A 23,989-nucleotide genomic window follows, 5' to 3' on the forward strand; every position below is an offset into this window, starting at 1 on the left:
TTGACTCTTTAAGGCTCAACTTGCCACAGATTTAAACACCTCCATAATCACTTCGCTTACAATCTTTGCATCTTGCATACTCATACTTTGCGCACAAGGGATTGAAAGCTCTGCATTGTAGAATCTATCCGCACATTCACGCACCTCCTTACTCACTAAGAAATCTTTTTGGCAAAGTTGCTTATATAAACTAAACTGGCAAATTGGGCGATAATGCACTTGCACGAGCATTCCATTTTTATGCAATGAAGCAAAAATCTCTTTTTTTCTCTGTGCTAAATCGGGGCGCAAAAAAATAGGATAGAGATGATGAGAGCTCATTATATGAGAATCTCGCGCCATTGTGTCAAAAAACTCATTGTTAGCAAAGACTTCATCATAAAATTTTGCAATTTCTCCACGCCTAGAGAGGAAAGATTGTATCTTTGTGAGTTGTGATAATCCTAGAGCCGCGCCAATCTCACTTAGACGAAAGTTAAATCCACTATGAGTGCAGTCATACTCCCACGCCTCACCTTTTATAACGCCGTGATTAAGAATCTTGCTTGCGAACGCATAAATTTCCTCATCATTTGTCATAATCGCTCCACCCTCAGCAGTGGTAATAGGCTTAATCGCGTGGAAGCTAAAAATACTCACATCGGCAATCCCGCCAATCTTGCGCCCCTTATAACTCCCGCCAAAAGAGTGCGAACTATCAGAGACCCAAATAAGATTATGTTCTTTGGCAATGCAGGCTATCTCATCGCAATCCACACTTTGCCCGCCATAATCCACACTTACAATCATCTTAATCATATCTTTTTTGGGGTGGGATTGTAAAATTTCTTTAATGCTTTGTGAGTCGATATTGCCATTTTCTTTAATATTAGCAAATATCGGTGTAATACCATTTTGAAGCATCATATTACTTGTCGCTACAAAGGTTATGGGCGTAGTAATAGCATAAATATGAGAATCTCGCGCCCAATATTTGGCTTTCAGCGCGAAAAAAGTCGCATAAAGTGCGGAGGTGGCGGAGTTTAGCACAAGCGCATATCTTGCGCCCACAAATTGTGCGAGGGCATCTTCAAATCTTTTTGTAATCTCTCCCTGCGTTAAATGCGAGCTTTTTAGCGCACGACAAACGCTTTCTCTATCATCAGATTCTATAAGTTGTGTGCTATAAGGATACACTTTCATCTAAGGAATCTTGTAAGTTTTTAAGAAAGGAGCTTTGAAACGCGCTCGCTATCAAGTCTATTAGGATTATGTGAGCTTCGCAAGTAATTACTCATATTTCTAAAAAACTTAGCGATTTTGCCTTCTTCTTTAGGTTCTTTGTCGAGGTTTTTAAGCAGACCTTGACTTTTGACATCTTTGGTTGCATTTTCTTCTTGGGCATTAAGGTTGTTGTTTATATCAATAGAAAGTCTATCTATGGCTGGTTTGATTTGCTTTTTAATTTCTTTAACCTCATAATTAAACACTTCTATTTCGCGTTTATCTCCCTCTAATAGCGAAGTATCAAGTTTAATTGCCTTTAAAACCACACTTCCTTTAGAATCTTTAATATCCACGCCAAAAACCTTGCTTCCCTCAAATTTTGATTCATCAATGATATTATCTACCTTAGCGCGGATTTCGCCTAGTTTTTTTTGGTTGTCATACACCTTTTGAGCTTTTTGTGCGTGAGAGTCAATAGAATCAAGGGATTTTTTGAGTGTTTGAAGTTTTCCAATACTTGCATTTGCGGACTTTATAGGCTCTGAGGCAAATGGAGAGTGAGAATCTTTTATATCATCTGTGGCAGAAGTGGTGGGCTTTTGTATGAGCGATTTAAGTGTGGGTGGCTGTGTGGCTTGAGTCCCTGACTCATTGCCAAGTTTTACTTTTGGATTGTTTGGCGCGGCATTACTTCCTGTTGCTGGAGTATTTGTGGTTGGCGTGATAGTCATAAGATTCTCCTTAAATTCCTTAAGTCTTTTATGGTTGCAATAAGCAAAATTTAAGCCAAATTCGTAACAAAGTGAAACTTTGTAAAATTCGACAATAAAATGCAGATAAAATGCAATTTTTTACCAACATATTGAAAAAAACTCGCTAAAGTAGTGCGTATTTTTTACGCCTTTAGATTCTTTAAACGAGATTCTCACAAATAGCCCAAAATGCGGGCAAGCAGGGAATCTTTAAACTTACTTAAGGAGATTTATATGGGTTTGACTTTAGGCATTGACATTGGTAGCACGACCGCAAAAATCGCGCTAATGGAAGATGATAATATCATTTACAGGCAATATGAACGACACTATTCCAAAGTGCGTGAAAAAAGCATTGAGATTGTGGAGGGCTTGCGCCCGCTTATTGGAGATAGGAGCTTTAAGGTGTCTATCTCTGGTTCTGCTGGCTTTGGAATCTGTAAGGCTGTGGGCATTGACTTCGCTCAAGAAGTCTTTGCGACCGCAGAGGCAATCAAATTCTTAGAACCTGATACTGATGTGGTTATCGAGCTAGGTGGCGAAGATGCCAAAATTTTATTTCTAAGCGGTGGGACAGAGGAGCGAATGAATGGCTCTTGTGCTGGCGGCACAGGTGCATTCATCGACCAAATGGTAACCCTGCTTGCCATTGATGCAAAAACTTTTGATGAAATCTCCTTACAACACAACAAAATTTATCCTGTGGCAAGTCGTTGCGGTGTGTTTGCTAAAACTGATGTCCAGCCACTGCTCAATCAAGGCGTGAATAAAGAAGACATTACGGCAAGCATTTTCCAAGCCGTAGTCGATCAAACCGTGAGCGGACTAGCACAAGGGCGTAAAATCAAGGGAAAAGTGATGTTTTTGGGCGGACCGCTATTCTTTTATAAGGGATTACAAAAGCGATTCCAAGAAACGCTCAAACTTGATGATGAGCACGCCATTTTCCCAGAATATGCGCAATACTCTGTTGCTATCGGCGTAGCACTTTGCGCGAGGGCAAACTCAAAAGAATTTACTTGCGATGGGCTTTTAGAAAAACTCAAAGAATCCAAAAATGTCGCCTCAAGCAACAAATACCTTGAGCCACTTTTTGCCAATAAAAAAGAATATGAGGAGTTTATCACAAGGCACGAAAGCGCGAGTGTCGATGAAATTGACATCGATGAGGCATTCAAACGCAATGATTGCAAAAAACTTAACGCCTACATTGGGATAGATTGTGGCTCTACGACCACCAAACTTGTCATTATTGATGAATTTTATAGAATCCTCTATCAATTCTATAATTCCAATCAAGGCAATCCTGCAAGCGTTATCCACCACCAACTCCAATACATTTATGAGCACTTTGGCGATAAAATCACTATCAAAGGCAGTGCCGTTACAGGATATGGTGAGGAGCTTATCAAGGCTGGGTTTAACCTAGATTCTGGACTTGTAGAGACCATAGCACACTTAAAAGCCGCTCAACACTTTAATCCAAAGGTTGATTTTATTATTGATATTGGCGGGCAGGATATGAAATGCTTTTATATCAAAAATTCTACGATTGATTCTATAATGCTTAACGAAGCGTGCTCGAGTGGTTGTGGGAGCTTCATCGAAACTTTCGCACGGTCAATGGGCTATGATGTGCAAACTTTTTCACAATTTGGGTTAGAATCTAAGCACCCTGTGGAGCTTGGAAGTCGTTGCACGGTCTTTATGAATAGCTCGGTTAAAGAAGCACAAAAAGAAGGCGCAGGCATTGAAGATATTAGCGCGGGACTTTCAATGAGTGTGGTAAAAAATGCTATTTATAAGGTTATCCGTGCGCGCGATGCTGATGATTTAGGCAAACAAATTGTCGTGCAGGGTGGGACATTCCTCAACAACGCTGTGCTACGAAGTTTTGAAAAAGAAATTGGGCGCAATGTCATTCGCCCTAAAATTAGTGGGCTTATGGGTGCATTTGGTGCAGCACTTTATGCTAAGGGACTAAACCTTGATAGCTCATCAATCATTACCAAAGAGGCACTTGAGAACTTCAATCATCACGCAAAAGCCACTGTGTGTAGCCTCTGTGGGAATCACTGCAATCTTACCATTAACCGCTTTAGTGATACTTATGGAGCAAAAAAATTCATCTCTGGGAATCGCTGTGATAAACCACTAGGCTTTAAGAAAATTGTGCATTTACCAAATATGTATGAATACAAACTTGAGAAATTGCGTGATTTATTTGCCTATAAAGGATTCAATAAAGAACAAAGTGTAGTGAAATTTGGCTCAAAAGGCAAGATTGGAATCCCACTAGGGCTTAATATGTATGAGAATCTGCCATTTTGGCACACCCTACTAAGTGAGCTTGGATATGAGGTAGTCGTCTCTAGTATGACTACCCGCAAGACTTATGCGCGCGGACAATACTCAATCCCAAGCGATACCGTGTGCTATCCTGCAAAACTTCAGCACGGACATATTGAAGATTTGATGGACAAAGGTTTGGAGGTGATTTTTTACCCCTGTATGAGTTACAACTTTGAATCTGATGAAAAGCATAAAGACACAAGCACAAATAACTATAACTGCCCTGTGGTAGCTTACTATCCAGAGTTATTAAACTCAAATGTCGATAGATTGCGCGAAGTGAGATTCCTCTATCCGTATGTGGGCTTACATAAAAAAGATGAGTTTTATAAAAAATCTCTTGATTTTTTTGTTAAAGAACTCAAAGTGTCTAAAAAAGAATACGCCAAAGCTCTTGAGAGAGCATACGCATATAGAGAAGCGTGGCTTGATGACATTCAACAAGAAGGTGAGCGCGTGCTCGCTCACATAAGAGAACATAACCTTAAAGCTATCGTGCTAAGCGGGCGACCTTATCACATCGACCCTGAAATCAACCACGGCATTGACAAGCTCATAAATTCGCTTGGATTGGTGGTTTTGAGTGAAGATTCCATATCACACTTAGGCGATGCACAAAATCTCCAAATCCTCAATCAATGGAGCTACCATTCACGACTTTATAATGCTGCTGAGTTTGTCTGCCATAACGAAAATATTGAGCTCGTGCAGCTGGTGAGCTTTGGTTGTGGGATAGATTCTATCACTACTGATGAAGTGCGCGACATCTTAGAAGCACGCGGTAGATTCTACACACAAATCAAAATTGATGAGATTAGCAACCTTGGCGCAGTCAAAATCAGAATCCGCTCGCTACTTGGTGCTATGGAAGAAAAGATTTCAGGCAAGAAAAGTCCGCACACAAGCATTCTTTTCTACAATAATATACAACAAGAAATGCGCAAAATGACCGCATTAACAAACTAAACTCAACACAAAGGATACACAATGACACAAAAAATGACAATGACACAAGGGTTTATGGGGTTTCAAGGCTTAGATTCTGCAAATAATCTTCCAAATGTGCAAAAATGGAATGTGGGTGTGGCAAGCAATAACGCCACACTAAAAGGCGAACGCGAAATTATCAAAGTCCCTTTCACAAAAGAGATGAAAGAAACGCACAGCATTTTAGTGCCAATGATGCTCCCCATTCACTTCCGCTTCTTAGTGAATATCTTGCGTTTGCACGGATATAAGGCGGAGTTGCTTCATAACGATGGCAAAGGCGTGGTTGATGAGGGACTTAAAAATGTGCATAATGACACTTGCTATCCTGCTTTGCTTGTGATTGGACAGATGATAGACGCGCTTAAAAGTGGTAAATGGGATTTAAGCAAAGTCGCCCTGCTCATCACACAAACAGGTGGTGGTTGCCGTGCGAGTAATTATATCCACCTTTTGCGTAAGGCGTTGAATAAAGCTGGATTTGGGCAAATCCCTGTGATTTCGCTCAACTTTAGCGGGTTAGAAAGCGGTCAAGGCTTTAGCGTTACGCGTCCAATGCTACAAAACCTCCTATCTGCGATTGTGTATGGGGATTTGCTAATGAATATCGCTAATCAATGCAAATCTTATGAGCTTAATAAAGGCGATACTGACGCGATGGTGGATAAATGGGTAACTAGACTTAGCACTGTGGGCACAAACGCGGGACTTACAAACTATAAAGCACAAAAACGCGATATGATGGAGATTCTCAATGACTTCGCCTCTATCCCTAGAAGCAAAGAACGCAAGGTGCAAGTGGGAATCGTGGGGGAGATTTATATCAAATTCTCGCCACTTGGGAATAACAACCTAGAGGATTTCTTGTTGCAAGAAAATTGCGAGGTTGTGATACCGGGATTCTTGGATTTTTGTCTTTACTGCATAAACGATAGCATTGTGGAAAACAAAATGTATGGTGGTAAGCTCTCCACAAGGATTATTTATAAAATCGTGTTTGAGTATTTTTGTCGCAAACAACAAGACCTTATCAACATCATTAAAAAACACGGGGTTTTTCGCGCACCAGCAACTTTCAAACACACCAAATCACTTGCTGATGGCTATGTAAGTGAAGCGATGAATATGGGCGAGGGTTGGTTGCTTACTGCTGAAATGCTTGAACTTATCGAGCAAGGTGTAAATAATGTCATTTGCACGCAACCTTTTGGTTGCTTGCCAAACCACATCGTGGGACGCGGAATGATGAAAGTCATTAAGGAGAAAAACCCGCAAAGCAACATTGTTTCAATCGATTATGACCCAAGTGCTACGCGTGTCAATCAAGAAAACCGCATTAAACTAATGCTTTCAAACGCAAAAAAAGAAATGCAAGAAAAAGCATTACAAGAAGCATAAAATATGAGCCACAACCCCTTTGAGATTCTACAATCTCAAGGGTTGCAAACGCTCAATTTTCACAAACCTCACAACAAATCACTAAAATCACCTAAACTAAGATTATCTTTTTGAAGCACTAAGTGCATACACGAGGTTGCGTAGCTCAAAAATATCATCATTTGGTGCTTGAATACCCTGTGGCAAATTACTTGGCATAAAAACTTCGCCATTACAACCATACCCATCAAACTTACTAACTTTTAGCGTGCCAAGAACGATGCTCTCTCTTGCTCCTTCCCAAACTGATGCAGTGTCTTTAATCCTATCAGTTTTATTTGGCACAATAAGCGTCAAATCAAACTCCACAGGAGCTTTTGATAGTGCTTTTTTGAACGCAGATTCTAAAAATTCATCATTTAGTCCATCTAATTCTTCTTTGTTTAAACCCTTTATACCCGCCTTTGGGATAAAGCTAAAGCGCGCCAAAAGCAAATCTCCATTTGATTGCAAAAACCCAAATGTATGCACGCTATGATACGCGCTATTTGCGAAGCTAGGTGTAATTGGCAGAGATTGAACTTCTTTGGCAAAGTTTGCAAACGAGCGCACTTTTGCTCGTTGTTTATCTGCCTTATCTTGCGTGATTCTACCCTCTTTTTGTTGCACTTGCAATCGCATAAACTGCTTAAACTCACTCGCATTAGTGGCAAAATTTATCCTCGCATTTGTCATTGCCATTTCCCAGCTGTCATTTTTACCCTGTATTTTTAGTGCTAAGGAGCGATTTTTTGACTTATCGCTTTGTTTTAGATTCCCACCTGCTAGAGAAAATCGCACTTTCACTTTACTTTTATTATGTAAAAGCGGGATAGCAAAGTCCTTTGCCACTTCTTTATTAGGGATAAACTCCCCAATAGCGCAAAAACCCTTAGCGTGATTGATTTTTTTATGTGGATTTGCCTCCTCTGCATTAAGTGTGTAAAAATACTCTACAATCTCTTGTGCATCATCTTGCACATCTGCTCTTAGCACACCAAAAAATCCCAAAAATACTACAACAAGCACTTTTAGTCCATTCCAAACAAAAGTTTGTGAAATTCTTTTTTGCATTCTTACTTCCTTACAATAATTTACAATCCAAACATTGTAGCATAAAACTTTCTTTAGAGAATCTTCGCGCTTTTAGATTGTGAGATTCCTATGAGTTGCACCTCATCACCACTTACTAAGGATTGCAATGTCCTTATTTCCCCATCTTTTTCAATCTGCACAAACGCGCTTAAACGGTGTGGGTCTCGCGCGCTTATGGCATTACATAATTGCTCTATGTCATTTGTGGCGCACTCAAATCTATGTGTTATCCCCTGCGTTAGAGCATTTGGAAGTGGGCTAAGCGCAAACTCACAATCTTTTAACGCTCTTTGAATAGCGAAGTTTATACTCTCCTCAAGCATTGCAAGTTGCGAATGCTTTGCATTGATTGCCCCTTCAAAACTTAAATGTTGTAACATTTCTTTTAAATATCCTAACTGCTCAACTTTAGCAAGAAACACTTGTGTAAAACTTTGTGTAAGATTCTCACTTATATCATCGATTCGTTGTAGCCACTCAAATCTATCGGGCAATAGCATTTCAATCGCAGCACTTGGCGTAGGGGCGCGCATATCAGCGACATAATCACTCATCACCGTATCACTCTCGTGCCCTACTGCGCTAATGATTGGTGTCCTAGCACTATAAATAGCGTCCGCGACAATCTCTTCATTAAACGCCCATAAATCCTCCATACTGCCTCCGCCCCTACCAATGATAATGACATCAAAGCCTTTAGGCGTCCCAAAAAAGCTATCAATATATGCAATATTTGTAGCGATAGATTCCTTTGCTTTATCGCCTTGCACGAGGGTATTAAGCACAAAAAACTTCGCAAGATTCCACCGCTTTTGTGCGACTTTTTTAATATCCTCTATTACCGCACCTGTGGTAGAGGTGAGCACCGCCACACGCTTTGGAAATACTGGAATTGGCTTTTTGTTATCAAAATATCCCTTTGCTTGAAGCGAGGTTTTTAACTGCTGATAGGCGAGCGAAAGCTCACCTATACCATCTGGCAGGACTTCTAGGCAGTTTATTTGGTATTCGCCACGCGGTATATATACACTCACACTTCCACGCACAATGAGGTTTAATCCTTCTTGCATTTGGAATCTTAGCTTGCTTGCATTGCCTTTAAAAATCACACAGCGCACTTGAGAATTGCTATCCTTAAGGCTAAAAAAAATAAAACCGCTACTATGAATGGTAAGATTGCTTACCTCGCCTCTTACACTTACTTGTAAAAATGTGCTCTCCAAAAGAGCTTTTATTTGGCTATTAAGCGTGCTTGGCGTGAGAACTTGCATATTTTATTAAGGGCTACACTATCGCTTAAAGTTCATTTTTTTCTTATATTCGCGCATTATGGTTTCAAACTTCGCGGTAAAAAGTGGGTTTTGATTTGACATATATTCTACGAGCATTTGAAGTTGGGTGGTGGTTAGATGCGTAACTGCGATTGAGCACACTTCACTAAATGTATCATCATCATTGTTAAACATAGCCTCAGAAATGGCTTGTGAGTATTTTAAGAACACTTTTTTGTCCTCTTCTTCTTGGCGATTATGCTCGAGTATTTCCTCGTGTATTTCTTGGAGTTGCTCGATAGGGAGCACCTTTAGCTGGTCTTTGGTGTAAAGTCCTGTAAGAGACATAATCTTGCCTACGAGTTCGAGCTTTTGTGGTGTGTTGTTAAAATATTTATCATAAGTTTCGGTTAAAATATTTGGCAAAAAGAGTTGCACGATAAGGAGCTTTGTCCTTGAAGTGGCTAAAAGCTGCTCTCTAGTGAGTGGGTCATCGAGCTTTTTAAGCGTATCTTGCAAAAGGATAATGTTTTCTCTGTTTTCTTCATAATGCTCTACAAGCATTTTATTTTCTTCATCGGGAAGTTCTTTGAGAGATTCTTGGATTCTTGCTAAGAGGATTTCTTGGTATTGGCGATACGCCGTGCGAGAGATTTTTTGCATTCTATGTGCTGGGAGATGCCTTGAGACAGCTTCAAACAAATCATTCACCTCCGCATAACTAAAAGCCTCATATCCCTCTAAAAGCACCTTAATAGTCTCCACAGAATCTTCAATCACTTCGCGCAATCGTTCTTTATACGCATTGACTTGCTCGACATCGATAATCCCAGAAGTATCAATGCCCTTGACACCATTATCGTCCATTGTCGCCTGCATAAAGGCATAGATAGATTTTCGCGTTACACTCTCATATTGCTCTTTTATCTCTTGAGAGTTCATAATTTGGAGTTGCGCCTTTTCAAAGTCGTGGTGGAGCAAAAACTCCTCTTGAGATTTACGCGTGATGATTTTTTGCATTGGCATTGCGCTCTCCTTAAGACACAAAATTACAGAATCTTTAAAGGCAAAATTATAACAAAAAGCGAGGCAAAACTGCATACATTAAAGCAGATATTATCTAAGCACCTATTTACTTTTTATCTCCCCTTTTTGTTTATAATTTCTCGTATGCTTTGTCATATAGGCAAATGCACAATCACTTGAGGACACAGCATAAAAGTTCCTCGCTTTCTCTAATGCTGTCGTTTAAGATATAGGATAATTTTTTTGTAACTAAATACTAATAAATTCAAAAATATGTTGAATAAATTATTGACATATACTATTTTTTAATATACAATACCTTTATGTTTTGTCTTAAAAAGCAAGGCATAATATTTCAACACAAGGAGTTCAATATGAACAAGTCTGTTTTTTCAATGGTTTTAGTGGCGGTATTGGGAATGTGCTCCCTTAATGCAGGTGAGATAATCTCACAAAAACCTGTAACAAGTTTGCAAAAGCAAGATATGGAATTGCTTTTTGGTGCAAATGCTAACAGCGTAAATATCGCTGTGCTTAGCGAAGAGGAAATGAAAGAGGTTCAAGGAGAGGGATTCCTCGTTTCACTCGGTTGGGCATTAGGCATTGGCGGGGCACAATATGCAGGTTGTAGGATTTTTGGGAAAGGTGATTGTTCATTCAAATTCCCATTTAGATTCTAGGGAGGATTCTTATGTTGATAAGATATAGGATTTTGGGGTTTGTTTGTAGCATATTGGTTCTAACGACCTTAAGTCTCAGTGCCGCGAGTTATGATACAAGTGTTACAAGTGCGGATTGCAAAGAGCGATATTGTCTCTATGAGAGTGTTGGCATTGGTGGGGCGTATTACAACTTAAATGCAAGTGATGTCCTTTCACAAGCCTATTATCTCTATATTGGCGCGAAGTATGTATGGAGTACAAGAGCGCAGTTTGGATTTGATGTGCGTATAGGTGCTGGGAAAAACAACCTTAAAGGCACATTCCCAACTACACTAAAGACAAATGCGGGGTATTTCTATTATGATGCAAAGCTAAAGGGGGGATTTAATGTGCTGAGTAAAGACAATCCGCTCTTTATCAATATATTTGGTAGTATGGTAAGTCAAACTCCTTCAAATAGCTTTGGTCGTGCATATTCGTTGCTTGGCGTGGAGTTAGATGGCAATGTGGCAATAGGAGAGAATCTTAAGCTTACCTATGGTGCAGGATATGGTTGGCTCTATGCCAGATATTGGTATGGTAATGATACATCTGCAAAGATTGAAAATTCTCTTAAAAACTTTGAAGTCAATGCAAGTATGGGGATTAGCTATGAGTTTGGTGGTGGCTATGCTTACTTCGCTCGTATTATTGGCAGATACCAAAACATTGGTGCTTCAAGCGAGGCAACTTATGACAATGCTCTTGTAAGCTATCCTAAGAGTAGCAACTACGCTGGAATGCTTGAAATGGGAGTGGAGTTTTAGATAGTTTATGACAACAAAAAGTAACCTATCGCAACAAGTATTAAATATTGTAACTTTGTTATTTTATGGCTGTTTTTTTACTATAATTGAAATATGCCTTAGTGATAACAGGCTCTAAGGTGAATTTTCCCAAGGAGCTCATTATGAACAAGTCAGTATTTTCAGTGCTCTTAGTAGCAATGTTAGGAATCTGCTCTCTTAATGCAGGTGAGACAATCTCACAAAAACCTACAACAGGTTTGCAAAAGCAAGATATGGAAATGCTCTTTGGTGCGAATGCTAACAGCGTAAATGTCGCTGTGCTGAGCGAAGAAGAGATGAAAGAGATTAAGGGTGAGTTTTGGGTTGCATTGGGAGCTAATATTCTTATTGGTCTTGGAGCTTATGGCATTTGTGGAATAGTCAATGGTTTTAAAAACTGCGACTTGGATATTCCTGAAACAAAGGGAAGGATTCCGTTATTTTAACTCCTAATTTAGAATTGGTAATAAAGTTGCATTTATTTTACATAAAAATATGCCTTATTTCTTTCGCACTAGGATTGGCAACTTATCTTAGTGCAGCAAGTTTCGCCTCTAGCACCTTTAAAGAATATTGTGAAGTAAAAAAATGCTACTACGGCAATGTTGGTTTAGGTGTGGGGAGCTATTCTTTTAATGCGTTAGATTCTGACTTTAGTAGCAGTGTGGGCTATTTATATGCTGGTGGAGGGTTTATCCACAATCAACGCATAAAGTTTGATACTGATGTGCGCATAGGTGGTGGGAGAAATACTCTGCAGGGGAGCAATTTTCCTGCTAGCTTTGCTACTTCACTTAATGCAATTTTTGTGGATTTTACAGCAAAGTTAGGCAGAAATGTGCTTAGCAAGCAAACTCCACTTTTTATAAACTTCACGCTTGGTCTTACTCTTAATACCCCACACAAAAAGAACTTTGGCTATGTGCAAGCACTTTTGGGCATAGAAATCGATGGGCAAGTCCCTCTTGCGTCAAACCTTATACTAAGCTATGGTGCGGGCTATGGCTGGCTAGTTATGGGTTATACATATTCTAAACCCGTAGCCTTTCGTTATTATCAGAGCAATGAAATTGCAGAATCAAGGTCAATTGGCAACTTCGAGCTTAATGCCAATGTGGGTGTGAGCTATAAATTTGAAAATGATTATGTGGTATTTATCCGTGCTGTTGGTAGATTCCAGCATATTAACGCCTCAGAGACTATCACTTATGACAATACGCCTTTGCACTATCCTGCAAGCAACAACTACGCTGGAATGCTTGAAATGGGAGTGGAGTTTTAGACTCCCTGTTATTTAGCAGGTGTTATAGAATCTAAATTCTATAACACGCCCTGCCCTAAAGAATTTTCCCTCATCGCTTCTAACACCAACAAACTATCTAAATGTGCGTCCTCATCGTGTGTGCGCACTATGTCCGCGCCATTTTGCACACCGAGTAAATGCAGAGCCAAAGTCGCACTTAATCGCTCATTGGCTGGCTTGCCTGTAATCTCGCCTAGCGTGCTTTTCCTGCTCGCTCCCAAAAGTAATGGATAACCAAAGTGCTTAAAATGCGCGAGATGATTGACTAATGCGAGATTTTGGGATTGTGTCTTCGCAAAGCCAAACCCTATATCCAAAATAATCTCTTTGCCCCCAGCGTTGAGAATCTCCTCAATCTTGCGCGTAAAAAACATATCAATCTCGCCAAATAAATCCGCGTAATTGGTGTTTGTGGTATTTTGCATATCTTTTGGTGTGCCTTTAGAGTGCATTAGCAGAGCATACGCGCCATAGCTTGCATTGATTTTTGCCATTAGTGGATTGCTAAAACCACTCACATCGTTAATGATTTTAAACCCGCTCTCTAGTGCGTATTGCGCAGTTTGCGGATTATAAGTATCAATGCTAAAAGTGGCTTTGGTGTGGAGGTTTTGGCTCTTTATCTCATTACACACGCCCTCAAGGCGTGCGATTTCTACGCTAGATTCTATGAGTTCGCTTCCCGGACGCGAGCTTGCCGCGCCAATGTCAATAAGGCTAAAGCCTTTTTGCAAAAGCGCATATACGCGCTCAATAGCCTGCTTGCTATCATTACGCGAGCCCTCATAGAAGCTATCAGGCGTGATATTGACGATAGGCATAATGCGCGACTTTGGCTCGCACAAAGTCTTAGCAAATGCACCATTGCTTTGAGAATCTAAATGGGATTCCAACATTTTTGCCAACGATTTTAACCCAAATTCTTGGTGGTGCAACTTTTTACAAAGCCTCTCAAGTTGAGATTGAGAAATGATAAGCACACCTTGCTTTTGCCCCTTGTAGAGAATCTGCTCTCGTGGCGTAGCATACTCCGCACCCAAACTTAATGCCTCTTGCTTTAAAATCGCGCTTGGCACAAAGTCTAAATCTTTAATTTCAAAATAAAGCATTTGTGCTTTTTTACTCATTATTGTATTGCCAGCTTTATCGCTTCCTACGCGCTTTAGAGATTGCAAAATGGTGCTTTGATTTAGTCGTGTGGTGGTCATTTTTTGCCCTTATTGATATGGAGGATTTTTAGCAAAAGCGGGAGAAAGATAAAGCTTTCCCTGCCATAATTATCCGCTTGCTTTATCGCCCTATCATAATCTTGCAAATGCGCTTGCTTAAGGGGAATCTTATAGGTATGTGCGGCGATGAGAAGTGATTGGATATGCTCTTTGACTTCGTGTGGTGTGCGATTGGCTTTATCACATTCTCTAAGGAACTCATAAATGCTTTCCAAATTTAACCTCGCGAGATTGAGTGAAAAAAGTGGTAAAGCCTTTGTGTCTTTGTGGTTGGTGCATTGCAAACGCGAAATAATAGTGGGTAAAATGGCATTTTTATTTGGGACAATCATCACAAATTGCACTTTTTTAGGTGGCTCTTCGAGAATCTTTAGCAAAGCATTTTGTGCTTCTATGCTAAATTTTGGCGCACTTAAAATGATAAATCGCTTCTTTGCGCTTGCAAGATAACTTTGGGCGATGACTTCCCTCGCTAGCGCGATGCCAAACTCCATTTCCTTGCCCTTATCATCTTTAGGATAAAACACGACATACTCTTCCCCACTTAGAGGTGCGATAATGCTGTTGATGAGATTTTGGGCGTGTGCGCAAATATGAAGCTCCCCTACGAAAAACTCCTCGCTCTTATCTGCATTGTCTTTAATCATATCCCCTCTTTAATGTGTCAAAACTCTAAAGAAATTTGCCCAAATGCACTCGCACAAAGCGCGTTTTCAAACAACCTATAAAGTTGCAATAACTTATAATCAAGGAGTTCATCGCTTGAGCTAAGGTTAAAGGTTTTAGGGAGATTCTCATCGACTAGCCACACAAATGAATGGCTTTGAGAAAGCACAAATTCCGCGCGTGGATTGCGCCTGCCGATATACCAAAACGCGTATTTTTTAAACGAAAGATTAAGCATATTGACAATCACGCTAAACATCTTATCTTCAGAATCTCGCAATGATTTATCAATCATATATCCAAGCGAACTTAACTCATAGATTGGAAAAAATGGGCGCGTTTTGTTTGGCGGATTGATATGCTGAGTGATATAGTTCCCAAGCCATTTGTATTGCGTATCAGTGAGTAATATCAAACTTCCGCCACCAATAATATGTAAAAGCGTTTGACGGAAAAGCGGGACAATCTCTAATCGCCTCTCGTGCAACCACCCGCTCATAATGCCCTTATTATCAGCTTGCCTAATCTCTTTATCAAGCCACACATCAAGCTTTAATGCTCTCTCCATTGCCCGCCTTATTTATCAAGCTCATACACACTATGGAGCACGCGCACAGCGAGCTCAGCATATTTAATATCCACAATCATAGAAATCTTTATCTCACTTGTGCCAATCATCATAATGTTGATATTATCTTTTGCGAGTGCGTTAAACGCGATACTTGCTACACCTGTGTGCGACTTCATTCCCACGCCTACGATTGATACTTTCGCAATATCACAATCATACTCGATATTTCCTACATCACTATTAAATCGCTCAAGCACGGTTTTAGCGAGCTCTACTTCAGTTTGTGGAATCGTAAAATCAATATCTGTCTTGCCATCACGCCCGATAGTTTGGACTATCATATCCACATTGATATTGCTTTGTGCGAGCACACCGAAAATTTCTGCAGCAATGCCCGGTCTATCTGCCACATCGACAATGCTTACGCGTGCTTGATTCTTATCGAGTGCCACGCCACTTACAATGGGCTTTTCCATTATGTCCTCCTCATTTGTGATAATCGTCCCCTCACCTTGTGTAAATGAACTTTTTGATACGAGTTTTACACTGAGTTTTTTAGCAAGCTCAACAGAGCGATTAAGTAACACTTTTGCACCCATTGAGGCAAGCTCGAGCATTTCATCATAGCTGATTTTTTCAATCTTTTTTGCTTTAGATTCTATGCGTGGGTCGGTGGTATAAATCCCATCAACATCGCTATAAATCTCACAAATATCTGCACTCAAAGCCCCAGCCAAAGCTACCGCGGATAAATCACTCCCACCGCGCCCAAGTGTGGTTACCTCATCTTTTTCACTCACTCCTTGGAATCCTGCGACAATTACGACATACCCTTCATCAAGCAATGCTTGTATATGACTTGTATCAATGCGCTTAATGCGTGCTTTTGTGTGGAGATTTTCTGTGATGATTCCCGCTCCGCGCCCAGAAAGTGAAATCGCCCTAATCCCAATAGATTCTAACGCGATGGCTAAAAGCGCACTACTCACACGCTCTCCAGCACTTAGCATCATATCCACTTCGCGTGTATTTGGGAGATTAGAGAAATGATGAGCAAACCCTAGTAATTTGTCTGTCTCGCCACCCATTGCCGAGACCACGACTACAAGGCGACATTTGCGATTTTTCAGCGTGTCTGAGACCTTGTTTGCGACATTTTGGATTCTCTCACAATCACCCATACTCGTGCCACCATACTTTTGCACGATTAACATTGTATTTTCCTGCATATTTCCCTATATCCTTACAATCAACCTTTGAAATTTACGCGCAATTATCGCATAGCAATCTTAATCACCAAGTGCTTTAAAAGACTTGCACGCTTCTTGCACGCCAGCATCACACGCTAAACCAAAAAAATTCTTTGCCATTTTTTTATCTTTGCTCACGCCCTTGCCCTTAAGGTAGGCTTTAGCGATATTGAGACACGCGCTAGGAGAGCCTCCAGCACAAGATTTCTCATAGAGAAGTGCTGCATATTTAATGTCTTTATCAACGATAATCCCCTGCTCTGCAAATCGTGCAAGGTTGTTGCACGCATCAGGCTCGCTTAGCGAGCACGCGCCTTGATAATAACGCAATGCTGTGTTTAAGCTATATCGCACACCTACACCCTCTTCAAACATTGTGCCAAGTTTCGTGCAGGCTTTGACATAGCCTCCACCACACGCTGTGCGGAAATAATGCACGGCTTTGTTGTAAAATTGCGTCTTGCCATCGCCTCTAGCATAGAGCACGCCTGTGTTATAGCATTTTTGATAATCTCCACTCGCACACGCGTCTTTATACCCCTGCACCATTTCAAACATTAGCGGAGTTTCTATGTTTTCCATACTGACATCAGCAAGCTGAGAATCTGGCTTAGATTCTTTCTTGCCAATCGCACATCCACCTAAAATCACTACAAACACAATCCCTATAAGCAATCTTTGCATTTTCATTCTCTCTCCTTAAGGACGCTACTTACTTTTTCTTAGCGGTATTGAGTTCTCTATATTTCTCACAGCCCTCTTGTAAGCCAAAATCACAAGAAAGTCCATAATACTGCTTAGCAAGCTCTTTATTCTTTTTTACACCCCTGCCTTTAAGCGTTAAATCTGCAAGGTTAGAACACCCTTTGGGGCTTTTGTTTTCACACGCGACAGCGTAATACACACCCGCTTGTGCGTAATTTTTCTTTAATCCAATGCCAAGCTCTAAGCTCGCGCCTAAATTATTGCACCCATCAGCACTTCCGCCATTACACGCGGCGCGGTAGAGCTCTATGGCTTTTTCATCATCTTGTCGCACGCCCTGTCCCTTTTGATACATCACACCTAAATTATTGCACGCTGCCATTAACGAGCCCTCGCACGCTTTTGCGTAATAGCTTACGCTTGCTTTGTAGTCTGCATTCTCACTACCGCTGTATAAGATTCCCAAATGAAAGCACGCGTATAGCTCACTTTTATCACATTGTCGCTGGAGCGCACTTATGCTTTGTTGTTGTTTGTGATGAAGTAATTGCTCCAAAGAAGTGAGCTCATCAATACTCGCACCAAAACTCAAAACACACACAAAAGGCACGCCAAACAAAGCACGCCAAAAACGCCGACTAACCGACAAAGCTAGGCTTTTGCTTTGAGATTTTATAAGTGGTATTTTACTCATTATCGCACTCCATAAGCATTTGTTACGATGTAATTATACAATCTTGTATGTGTTTTTGTTTGATTTCATAGAGGATTTATACAATTTTTCTATAAATCACACCCAAAAATGCAAAAAAGGGGTATAATAATTTCTTAACTAAACTTAAGTTAGTTGGTTTCTCTAAATAGGGAGATTGAAAGAAATCCTAAATTAAGGTGGGCATTATGAAAAAATTGCAAAGAATAATTGCGCTAGCACTTAGCTTTAGCGCGTTTTTGTTTGGCTTAGAGTTTGGCACTATGGGTGGTGTCTCAAGCGGTATCGGCGGTGCTGGTGTCGCAGTGAAAAACTCCGCGTGGGGAATCTACTACAACCCCGCTCTTCTTGGCGCGGATAAACGCTCCAAACTTGGCTTTAGCTTCGGCGTGCAAGTAAAAGACCAAAATATCGGGCAAGCCGCTGGTATGATTTTAGACCCAAATAGCGATATTAAAGGCTTTAGTAAAGTCTTACAAGAAAAGCTCCTTGACCCTGTAAGCAGTGGGAGTGGCAAGACAACGACATTTATGACTACTACGAGCGCGACTGCCACGACCACAGCGCAGAGCGGTAGTGTGAATTTTGGCACTACAAAAGTCGAAGGTGTGTTTGCGAGCGCGTTAATGGAGCTTTTTGGTGTGAAAAGTGGTGAGACTATTGATGAAACGAAATTAAAAGAGTTTGCCAACAAGGTAGGTTGTCAAAATTGTAATGGAAATGACCTTAATACAATAGCCAAAGAATTGCAGAAGGATGCAAAAGATAAGCCAGATTTGCAAAATAAAATTAAAGACGAAGTCTCTAAAGCAGCAAATGCGACAGGTTCTGGCTTGCTTAGTGGCATTGTAAATGGTTTAACTGGCGAGAGCATCTCTAATATCATTGAAAAAATTAGCGAGGGAAAAGGGTTTAAAGCAGAGGATATACTAGCCGCAGCTGGCAGTATTACTATCCCTCGCGGGACAGATGCCGATGTGGATAAAATCTTAGATGCGTTTGTAATGATTGATAATACCCTGCAAACCAATAATATCAATATTTCTACACAAAATGGACTTGTGTTTCAAATGGGTGGAGCAAAACCTAAAAAATATATCAATGTCGAGGGCGTAGGCAAAGTAGAAGTAAGCGAGGACAAAAGAGGGCGCGGGGCTATCGCCATAGCGATTTTGCCTCAATCCTTTGTGAATGCTTCAGCTATTATCGATAAGACACATAATCAACTTATCATAGGCGTGGGGAAAAACGGCGCAGATTGTGATTCCCTTAATCCTACTGCGGCAAATTGTGATTACTTTGGGCTTAGTGTGAGTGGGAGTGGCGTGAACTTTGCGAAAAAAGAAGAGAACGATTTCAATAATAGCTCAATCCTTAGCTCAAATGCAAATCATAGAATAAGTGGCACAATGCTCTCTATCATAGAGCTTCCTGTGGGCTATGGGCATACGATTTATACAAGTATTGGTAATATCAATATTGGATTGGCTGGCAAATTTATCAAAGCCTTTGGATATACCTATGATTCCCCACTTAAAGTCAATGACTTAACGGGGAGTTTAGTCACGCCAAAAGGAATGGACTTAATCCAGCAAGAAACTCACACTTTTGGCGCGGATTTGGGTGTGCTTTATACTCCTAGTTTTGCCAAAAAGCTCAATCTTGGACTTGTGGTAAAAAATATCAACGCCCCAAAAATTGCTTTTACAACACGCGACTTTATCTTAAACCGCCAAGTGCGATTTGGTGCGAGCTATGAGCTCTCAAGATTCTTAACCTTTGCGTTTGATATGGACTTACTCCCAAATGACACACTCTCACTCACAAGCCCATATTCTCAAACCATAGGTGGAGGAGTTTTAGCAGACTTTAAATATGTGGATTTCAAATTTGGCGCAATGAAAGACTTGCGTAGTCAATATGGCGAGGGTGTAATCCTCACAGGCGGTATCAATGCGCTAGGCATTGATGTGAGCGTGCAATATGGACTAGGGCAAAATCCTACAATCTATGGCTACACACTCTCAAACTATCTCGCTCTTAGAATCGGAGCGCAGTGGAGCTTTTAATTGAGAGGGGAATCGCGCGCACAACGACTACAAAACAACGCTAACTTAGATTCTACAATGATAAGCGTTGGAGCGCGAATCCTAAGCCAAAACGACAAAAAAGCCAACGAACTCCGCGAGCTCTATGAACAAAACAATCTCTATGTCATCAACCTAATGAGCTCACCGGGCAGTGGGAAAACGAGCTTTTTGGAACACTTAAGCGCGTTTAAAGACTTTCGATTCTGTGTGTTAGAGGGAGATTTACAAACCAATAGAGACGCACAACGATTGCAAGATAAAGGTATCAAAGCGCATCAAATCACCACAGGAGAAGCCTGCCATTTAGATGCTAAAATGATAGAATCTGGCTTTAGCGTGCTAAGGCAAGTATGTGATTTCAATGAATGCGAGTATCTATGTATCGAAAATGTAGGCAATTTGGTGTGCCCTGCGAGCTATGACTTGGGGGCTGCGCTTAATATCGTCTTTCTCTCCACCCCTGAGGGCGATGATAAGATTCTCAAATATCCAAGTATGTTTTTGTGTGCGGACTTGGTAGTAGTCTCAAAATGGGATTTGGCTAGCGTTTTTAACTTTAATTTAGAGCAAGTCAAAAGTGATTTAGCAAATCTTAATAAGCATATCCCTATTTTTTGCCTTAGCACCAAAGACAATAAAAGTGTAGAGAATCTCAAAAATCACATTCAAAAAATGCGCGAAACACGATATAAAAGTAAGCATATTTTTTAACACAACATTACAAGGAGGGCGTATGTGCCTAGCAATCCCATCAAAAATCATCTCAATAAACACCGAACAAAACACCGCCATAGTCGATACAATGGGCGTGCAACGCGAAGCACGATTAGAACTCTGCAATGAAGAAATAAATGTGGGCGATTGGGTGCTTTTACACATTGGCTTTATCGCAAGTAAGATTGATGAGAGTGCGGCACAAGCAAGTTTAGAACTCTATGAACAAATCGTGCGCGACATCGAGCAAGAGGACTTGGCGCAAAGTCAGCAAAATTAGGGAATCTCAATGGATTACATTCACACTTACCGCGATAAAGATTCTATCCTTTCGTGTGCCAAAGCTATCAAACTGCTAAGCCAAAAGCTCCCACACAAACTTAAAATTATGGAAGTGTGTGGCGGGCACACACACACGCTGATGAAATATGGGCTCACAAAACTTTTGCCACCAAATATTGAGTTCATACACGGACCGGGCTGTCCTGTGTGTGTAATGCCAAAGGGCAGAATCGATGAGGCACACTCTATCGCTAAGCAAGAAAATGTGATTTTGCTTACCTTAGGCGATATGATTAAAGTGCCCGGAAGTCAAGGAAGCTTGCAAAAGACGCGGGCGCAAGGCGCAGATGTGCGCTTTTTATACTCGCCATTTGAGCTTATCCAAATCGCCAAAGACAACCCACAAAAACACATTGTATATTTTGCCATTGGTTTTGAGACCACCACGCCAATGACTGCCGCACTTATAGAATCTGTCATCGCTCAAAACCTTAGTAATGTATCCTTTCATAGCAACCATATCCTTGTCCCGCCACCGCTTAATGCAATTTTAGATTCTAAAGATTGCAGTATAAATGCTCTCATCGCACCATCTCACGTGAGTGCCATAAGTGGAAGCAAAATTTATGCGCCCATTTTGGAGAAATTCCAAATCCCAATCGTGGTAAGTGGATTTGAACCACTTGATATGATGCAAAGTGTGCTTTCGCTCTGCAAGCAAGTCATTGAGAAAAAACCTCAGTTGGAGATTCAGTATTCGCGCATAGTGAGCTTTGAAGGCAACACAAAGGCACAACACCTCATTAGCAAATATTTCACACCCTGTGTATTTGAGTGGCGTGGCTTGGGTGAGATTGCAGATTCTGGATTAGCGCTCAAAGAGGAGTTTGCCTACCTTGACGCACGCAAAAAGTTTGATGACATTTTGCCAAAAGTGCGCGTGAATGACAGCAAAGCGTGCATTTGTGGAGAAATCTTAAAAGGCAATGCGAAGCCATATAATTGCAAAGTCTTTGGCAAATCTTGCACGCCTACTTCGCCTATTGGGAGCTGTATGGTGAGCTCAGAGGGAGCGTGTGCGGCGTATTATAAATATGGCAAATTCGCATAAGCCATAACATTTGGAGTGTGCAATGTCATTAGCCCTGCAAGAGAATCAAAGCCCACATAAAAGCCAAGTTGCTCTGCTTTTACACTCGGCAAAAAGCTACTATGACTACTTAGATTCTCATAATTTAGGCTTAGATGAAATTCGCATAGTGCGCGCAATTTTTGAAAATGATATTTTGCTCTTACAGCTCTCACGCAAACTTTTCTCTCAAGAGGGGCTTATTTTGGAGTTTGGAGGGCAGAGTTTTGAGCTTGCTAGCCATTGTGATATGAACTTTGACCAAGATAGGCTTTTTTTAGAGATTTTCCCAAACTTCACGCTCCTAAGTGCCTTGCAACATCTTTTCGCACAATATACACAAAAATCACACAAAAAAACTCCACAAAACATAATGGAGCAACCCTCACTCAAACTTTTTAGTGATTTAAAATTCTTAGTAAAAAATGTTGCGGAATTCATCGCTAAACACGAAGATTCTCTTTGCTTGCCAAGTAGGAAGCCTTTGGAGCTAAAAGAGATTCCTCACTATCTTAATGAATACCAAAAGCAAGCATTACAAATGGTTTTTGAAAAACCCCTTAGCTATGTATGGGGACCACCGGGCAGTGGGAAAACCCAAGTAGTGCTTTTTGAATCGTTGCTATGGTATGCCAAAAATGGCTTAAAAACTTGCGTGCTAGCACCCACGAACTCTGCATTAGAGCAAATTTTTAGCACACTTATTGAAAATTTTAAAAAACATAACTTTGAGCTAAGCAACCTACTTCGCTTAGGAATGCCTACGCAAAAATTTATGCGTCTTTACCCCGAATGTTGCGACCCAAATTTAGTCCATAAAAAAAATGTCTCTTCACTTTTCACACAGGGAATCTCACTTAAAACCCGCCTTAAAGAATCTCTTATCGTGGGACTTACGCTTGATGGCTTTATCAAGCGATTTGATAGCTTGGGCGTGGAGTTTGAGCATTTTTTCCTTGATGAATGTGCGTTCGCCCCGCTATCTAAGGCTTGTGCTTTATGCACACAAAATGTGCCCATTAGCTTTTTTGGCGACCATAAGCAACTAATGCCAATTTGTGAAATGCCACCAAAAGACATTGCCAAGCAAAAAGAAGTCAATCTATGGAATCTCTCCGCGCTTTTTATCGAGGAATTTTTAAGCGATAATCCCGCTGCTCTGCTTGATAAAACTCCCACGCATACGCCAAATATAAGCTCTATCTCTACGCTTCGCTACACACATCGCTATGGGGACAATCTCGCAAAACTCCTTGATTCTCACATTTATCATATTGGCTTGCAAGGACAGGATAGACAAATTGAGGTTGTTTGCTTAGATTGCGGGAAAAAGAGCGAGGTAGATTCTATGATGAGTGCCAATGAAGTGCGCGCTGTGGCAAATCTCTATACACATCTCATACGCCAAAGCAAGGATAGAGCAAACTTCTCTGTGGGAATCATCACGCCATTTGTGCGTCAAAAAAAGGAGATTGCGCGGGCGTTACCAAGTGCTGAAGTCTCTACGATTCACGGCTCGCAGGGGCGTGAGTGGGATAGTGTGATTTTTTCACCTGTGGGATTGCATTATCACTTGACAGATTCTACCCAGATAAACGCCCTTTTTGGGCTTAATGTGGCGATTAGTAGGATTAAAAAACAGCTTTTTATCGTGTGTGATAGGAGCTTTTGGCAAAGCAAACCTACGCAATTTCTTAGTAAATTGTTACAACATGCACAAATTTTACATATTTAAGGAGGTGTT

The 23,989-nt window shown here is 40.8% G+C and carries 22 protein-coding genes; 11 read left to right on the forward strand and 11 right to left on the reverse strand.

Features of this window, described 5'->3' with window-relative positions; translation table 11 throughout:
- Window positions 1-15: 15 nt before the first annotated feature.
- Window positions 16-1,182 (reverse strand): UDP-4-amino-4,6-dideoxy-N-acetyl-beta-L-altrosamine transaminase, encoded by a 1,167-nt coding sequence (gene pseC, locus ACWIUJ_RS05615; protein WP_454169511.1) that lies wholly within the window; start codon window positions 1,180-1,182, stop codon window positions 16-18.
- 20 nt (window positions 1,183-1,202) lie between these two features.
- Window positions 1,203-1,937, reverse strand: coding sequence for a hypothetical protein (locus ACWIUJ_RS05620; RefSeq protein ID WP_454150991.1), 735 nt, complete (start codon window positions 1,935-1,937; stop codon window positions 1,203-1,205).
- 255 nt (window positions 1,938-2,192) lie between these two features.
- Between ACWIUJ_RS05620 and ACWIUJ_RS05625 the strand changes: the two genes are divergently transcribed.
- The gene (locus ACWIUJ_RS05625; RefSeq protein WP_454169512.1) at window positions 2,193-5,276 is read left to right on the forward strand and encodes an acyl-CoA dehydratase activase; all 3,084 of its coding nucleotides are present in this window, start codon (window positions 2,193-2,195) and stop codon (window positions 5,274-5,276) included.
- Window positions 5,277-5,297: 21 nt separating this feature from the next.
- On the forward strand, window positions 5,298-6,695 hold the full coding sequence (locus ACWIUJ_RS05630) for a 2-hydroxyglutaryl-CoA dehydratase (RefSeq protein WP_454169514.1): 1,398 nt from the start codon (window positions 5,298-5,300) through the stop codon (window positions 6,693-6,695).
- Between the two features lie 102 nt (window positions 6,696-6,797).
- On the opposite strand, the gene ACWIUJ_RS05635 is transcribed toward ACWIUJ_RS05630, so the two are convergent.
- Genes ACWIUJ_RS05635 through ACWIUJ_RS05645 form a run of 3 tightly spaced genes read right to left on the reverse strand, consistent with a single transcriptional unit; the run spans window position 6,798 to window position 10,105 of the window.
- Complete coding sequence (locus tag ACWIUJ_RS05635) at window positions 6,798-7,787, reverse strand: catalase (RefSeq protein WP_454169516.1); 990 nt, start codon at window positions 7,785-7,787, stop codon at window positions 6,798-6,800.
- Window positions 7,788-7,840: 53 nt separating this feature from the next.
- The gene (xseA, locus tag ACWIUJ_RS05640) at window positions 7,841-9,079 is read right to left on the reverse strand and encodes an exodeoxyribonuclease VII large subunit (RefSeq protein ID WP_454169518.1); all 1,239 of its coding nucleotides are present in this window, start codon (window positions 9,077-9,079) and stop codon (window positions 7,841-7,843) included.
- Between the two features lie 18 nt (window positions 9,080-9,097).
- Window positions 9,098-10,105 carry a hypothetical protein gene (locus tag ACWIUJ_RS05645; protein ID WP_454150981.1) on the reverse strand — a complete coding sequence of 336 codons (1,008 nt, stop codon included), beginning with the start codon at window positions 10,103-10,105 and terminating at the stop codon, window positions 9,098-9,100.
- Between the two features lie 374 nt (window positions 10,106-10,479).
- Here ACWIUJ_RS05645 and ACWIUJ_RS05650 point away from each other — a divergent pair, with 374 nt between their 5' ends.
- From ACWIUJ_RS05650 to ACWIUJ_RS05665, 4 genes are all read left to right on the forward strand, one after another.
- Entirely contained in the window at window positions 10,480-10,785 is a 306-nt protein-coding gene (locus ACWIUJ_RS05650; protein ID WP_454169520.1) for a hypothetical protein, read from the forward strand.
- Between the two features lie 11 nt (window positions 10,786-10,796).
- Complete coding sequence (locus ACWIUJ_RS05655; RefSeq protein ID WP_454169522.1) at window positions 10,797-11,573, forward strand: hypothetical protein; 777 nt, start codon at window positions 10,797-10,799, stop codon at window positions 11,571-11,573.
- Window positions 11,574-11,716: 143 nt separating this feature from the next.
- Window positions 11,717-12,040 (forward strand): hypothetical protein, encoded by a 324-nt coding sequence (locus tag ACWIUJ_RS05660; RefSeq protein ID WP_454169524.1) that lies wholly within the window; start codon window positions 11,717-11,719, stop codon window positions 12,038-12,040.
- A 74-nt stretch (window positions 12,041-12,114) separates the two neighbouring features.
- Window positions 12,115-12,876, forward strand: coding sequence for a hypothetical protein (locus ACWIUJ_RS05665; protein ID WP_454169526.1), 762 nt, complete (start codon window positions 12,115-12,117; stop codon window positions 12,874-12,876).
- Window positions 12,877-12,914: 38 nt separating this feature from the next.
- On the opposite strand, the gene folP is transcribed toward ACWIUJ_RS05665, so the two are convergent.
- From folP to ACWIUJ_RS05695, 6 genes are all read right to left on the reverse strand, one after another.
- Window positions 12,915-14,105, reverse strand: a complete 1,191-nt coding sequence (folP, locus tag ACWIUJ_RS05670; protein ID WP_454169528.1) for a dihydropteroate synthase — start codon at window positions 14,103-14,105, stop codon at window positions 12,915-12,917.
- Window positions 14,102-14,773 carry a DNA polymerase III subunit delta' gene (locus tag ACWIUJ_RS05675; protein WP_454169530.1) on the reverse strand — a complete coding sequence of 224 codons (672 nt, stop codon included), beginning with the start codon at window positions 14,771-14,773 and terminating at the stop codon, window positions 14,102-14,104. Before ACWIUJ_RS05675 ends, folP begins: the two co-directional genes overlap by 4 nt.
- Window positions 14,774-14,790: 17 nt before the next feature.
- Window positions 14,791-15,360 (reverse strand): HobA family DNA replication regulator, encoded by a 570-nt coding sequence (locus tag ACWIUJ_RS05680; RefSeq protein WP_454150968.1) that lies wholly within the window; start codon window positions 15,358-15,360, stop codon window positions 14,791-14,793.
- A gap of 8 nt (window positions 15,361-15,368) precedes the next feature.
- Entirely contained in the window at window positions 15,369-16,577 is a 1,209-nt protein-coding gene (locus ACWIUJ_RS05685; RefSeq protein ID WP_454169731.1) for an aspartate kinase, read from the reverse strand.
- A 75-nt stretch (window positions 16,578-16,652) separates the two neighbouring features.
- Window positions 16,653-17,303 (reverse strand): tetratricopeptide repeat protein, encoded by a 651-nt coding sequence (locus tag ACWIUJ_RS05690; protein ID WP_454150966.1) that lies wholly within the window; start codon window positions 17,301-17,303, stop codon window positions 16,653-16,655.
- A 22-nt stretch (window positions 17,304-17,325) separates the two neighbouring features.
- The gene (locus tag ACWIUJ_RS05695; RefSeq protein ID WP_454169532.1) at window positions 17,326-18,012 is read right to left on the reverse strand and encodes a tetratricopeptide repeat protein; all 687 of its coding nucleotides are present in this window, start codon (window positions 18,010-18,012) and stop codon (window positions 17,326-17,328) included.
- A gap of 206 nt (window positions 18,013-18,218) precedes the next feature.
- Between ACWIUJ_RS05695 and traF the strand changes: the two genes are divergently transcribed.
- Genes traF through ACWIUJ_RS05720 form a run of 5 tightly spaced genes read left to right on the forward strand, consistent with a single transcriptional unit; the run spans window position 18,219 to window position 23,980 of the window.
- A complete protein-coding gene (traF, locus tag ACWIUJ_RS05700) occupies window positions 18,219-20,099 on the forward strand; it encodes a conjugal transfer protein TraF (RefSeq protein ID WP_454169534.1) in 1,881 nt (626 codons plus the stop codon).
- A 57-nt stretch (window positions 20,100-20,156) separates the two neighbouring features.
- Entirely contained in the window at window positions 20,157-20,831 is a 675-nt protein-coding gene (gene hypB / locus ACWIUJ_RS05705) for a hydrogenase nickel incorporation protein HypB (protein ID WP_454169733.1), read from the forward strand.
- Between the two features lie 22 nt (window positions 20,832-20,853).
- Window positions 20,854-21,114 carry a HypC/HybG/HupF family hydrogenase formation chaperone gene (locus tag ACWIUJ_RS05710; RefSeq protein WP_454169536.1) on the forward strand — a complete coding sequence of 87 codons (261 nt, stop codon included), beginning with the start codon at window positions 20,854-20,856 and terminating at the stop codon, window positions 21,112-21,114.
- Window positions 21,115-21,123: 9 nt separating this feature from the next.
- Window positions 21,124-22,227 (forward strand): hydrogenase formation protein HypD, encoded by a 1,104-nt coding sequence (gene hypD, locus ACWIUJ_RS05715; protein WP_454169538.1) that lies wholly within the window; start codon window positions 21,124-21,126, stop codon window positions 22,225-22,227.
- Window positions 22,228-22,249: 22 nt separating this feature from the next.
- On the forward strand, window positions 22,250-23,980 hold the full coding sequence (locus ACWIUJ_RS05720) for an AAA domain-containing protein (RefSeq protein ID WP_454169540.1): 1,731 nt from the start codon (window positions 22,250-22,252) through the stop codon (window positions 23,978-23,980).
- Window positions 23,981-23,989 lie beyond the last annotated feature (9 nt).

The organism is Helicobacter sp. 23-1046, from assembly GCF_053654635.1.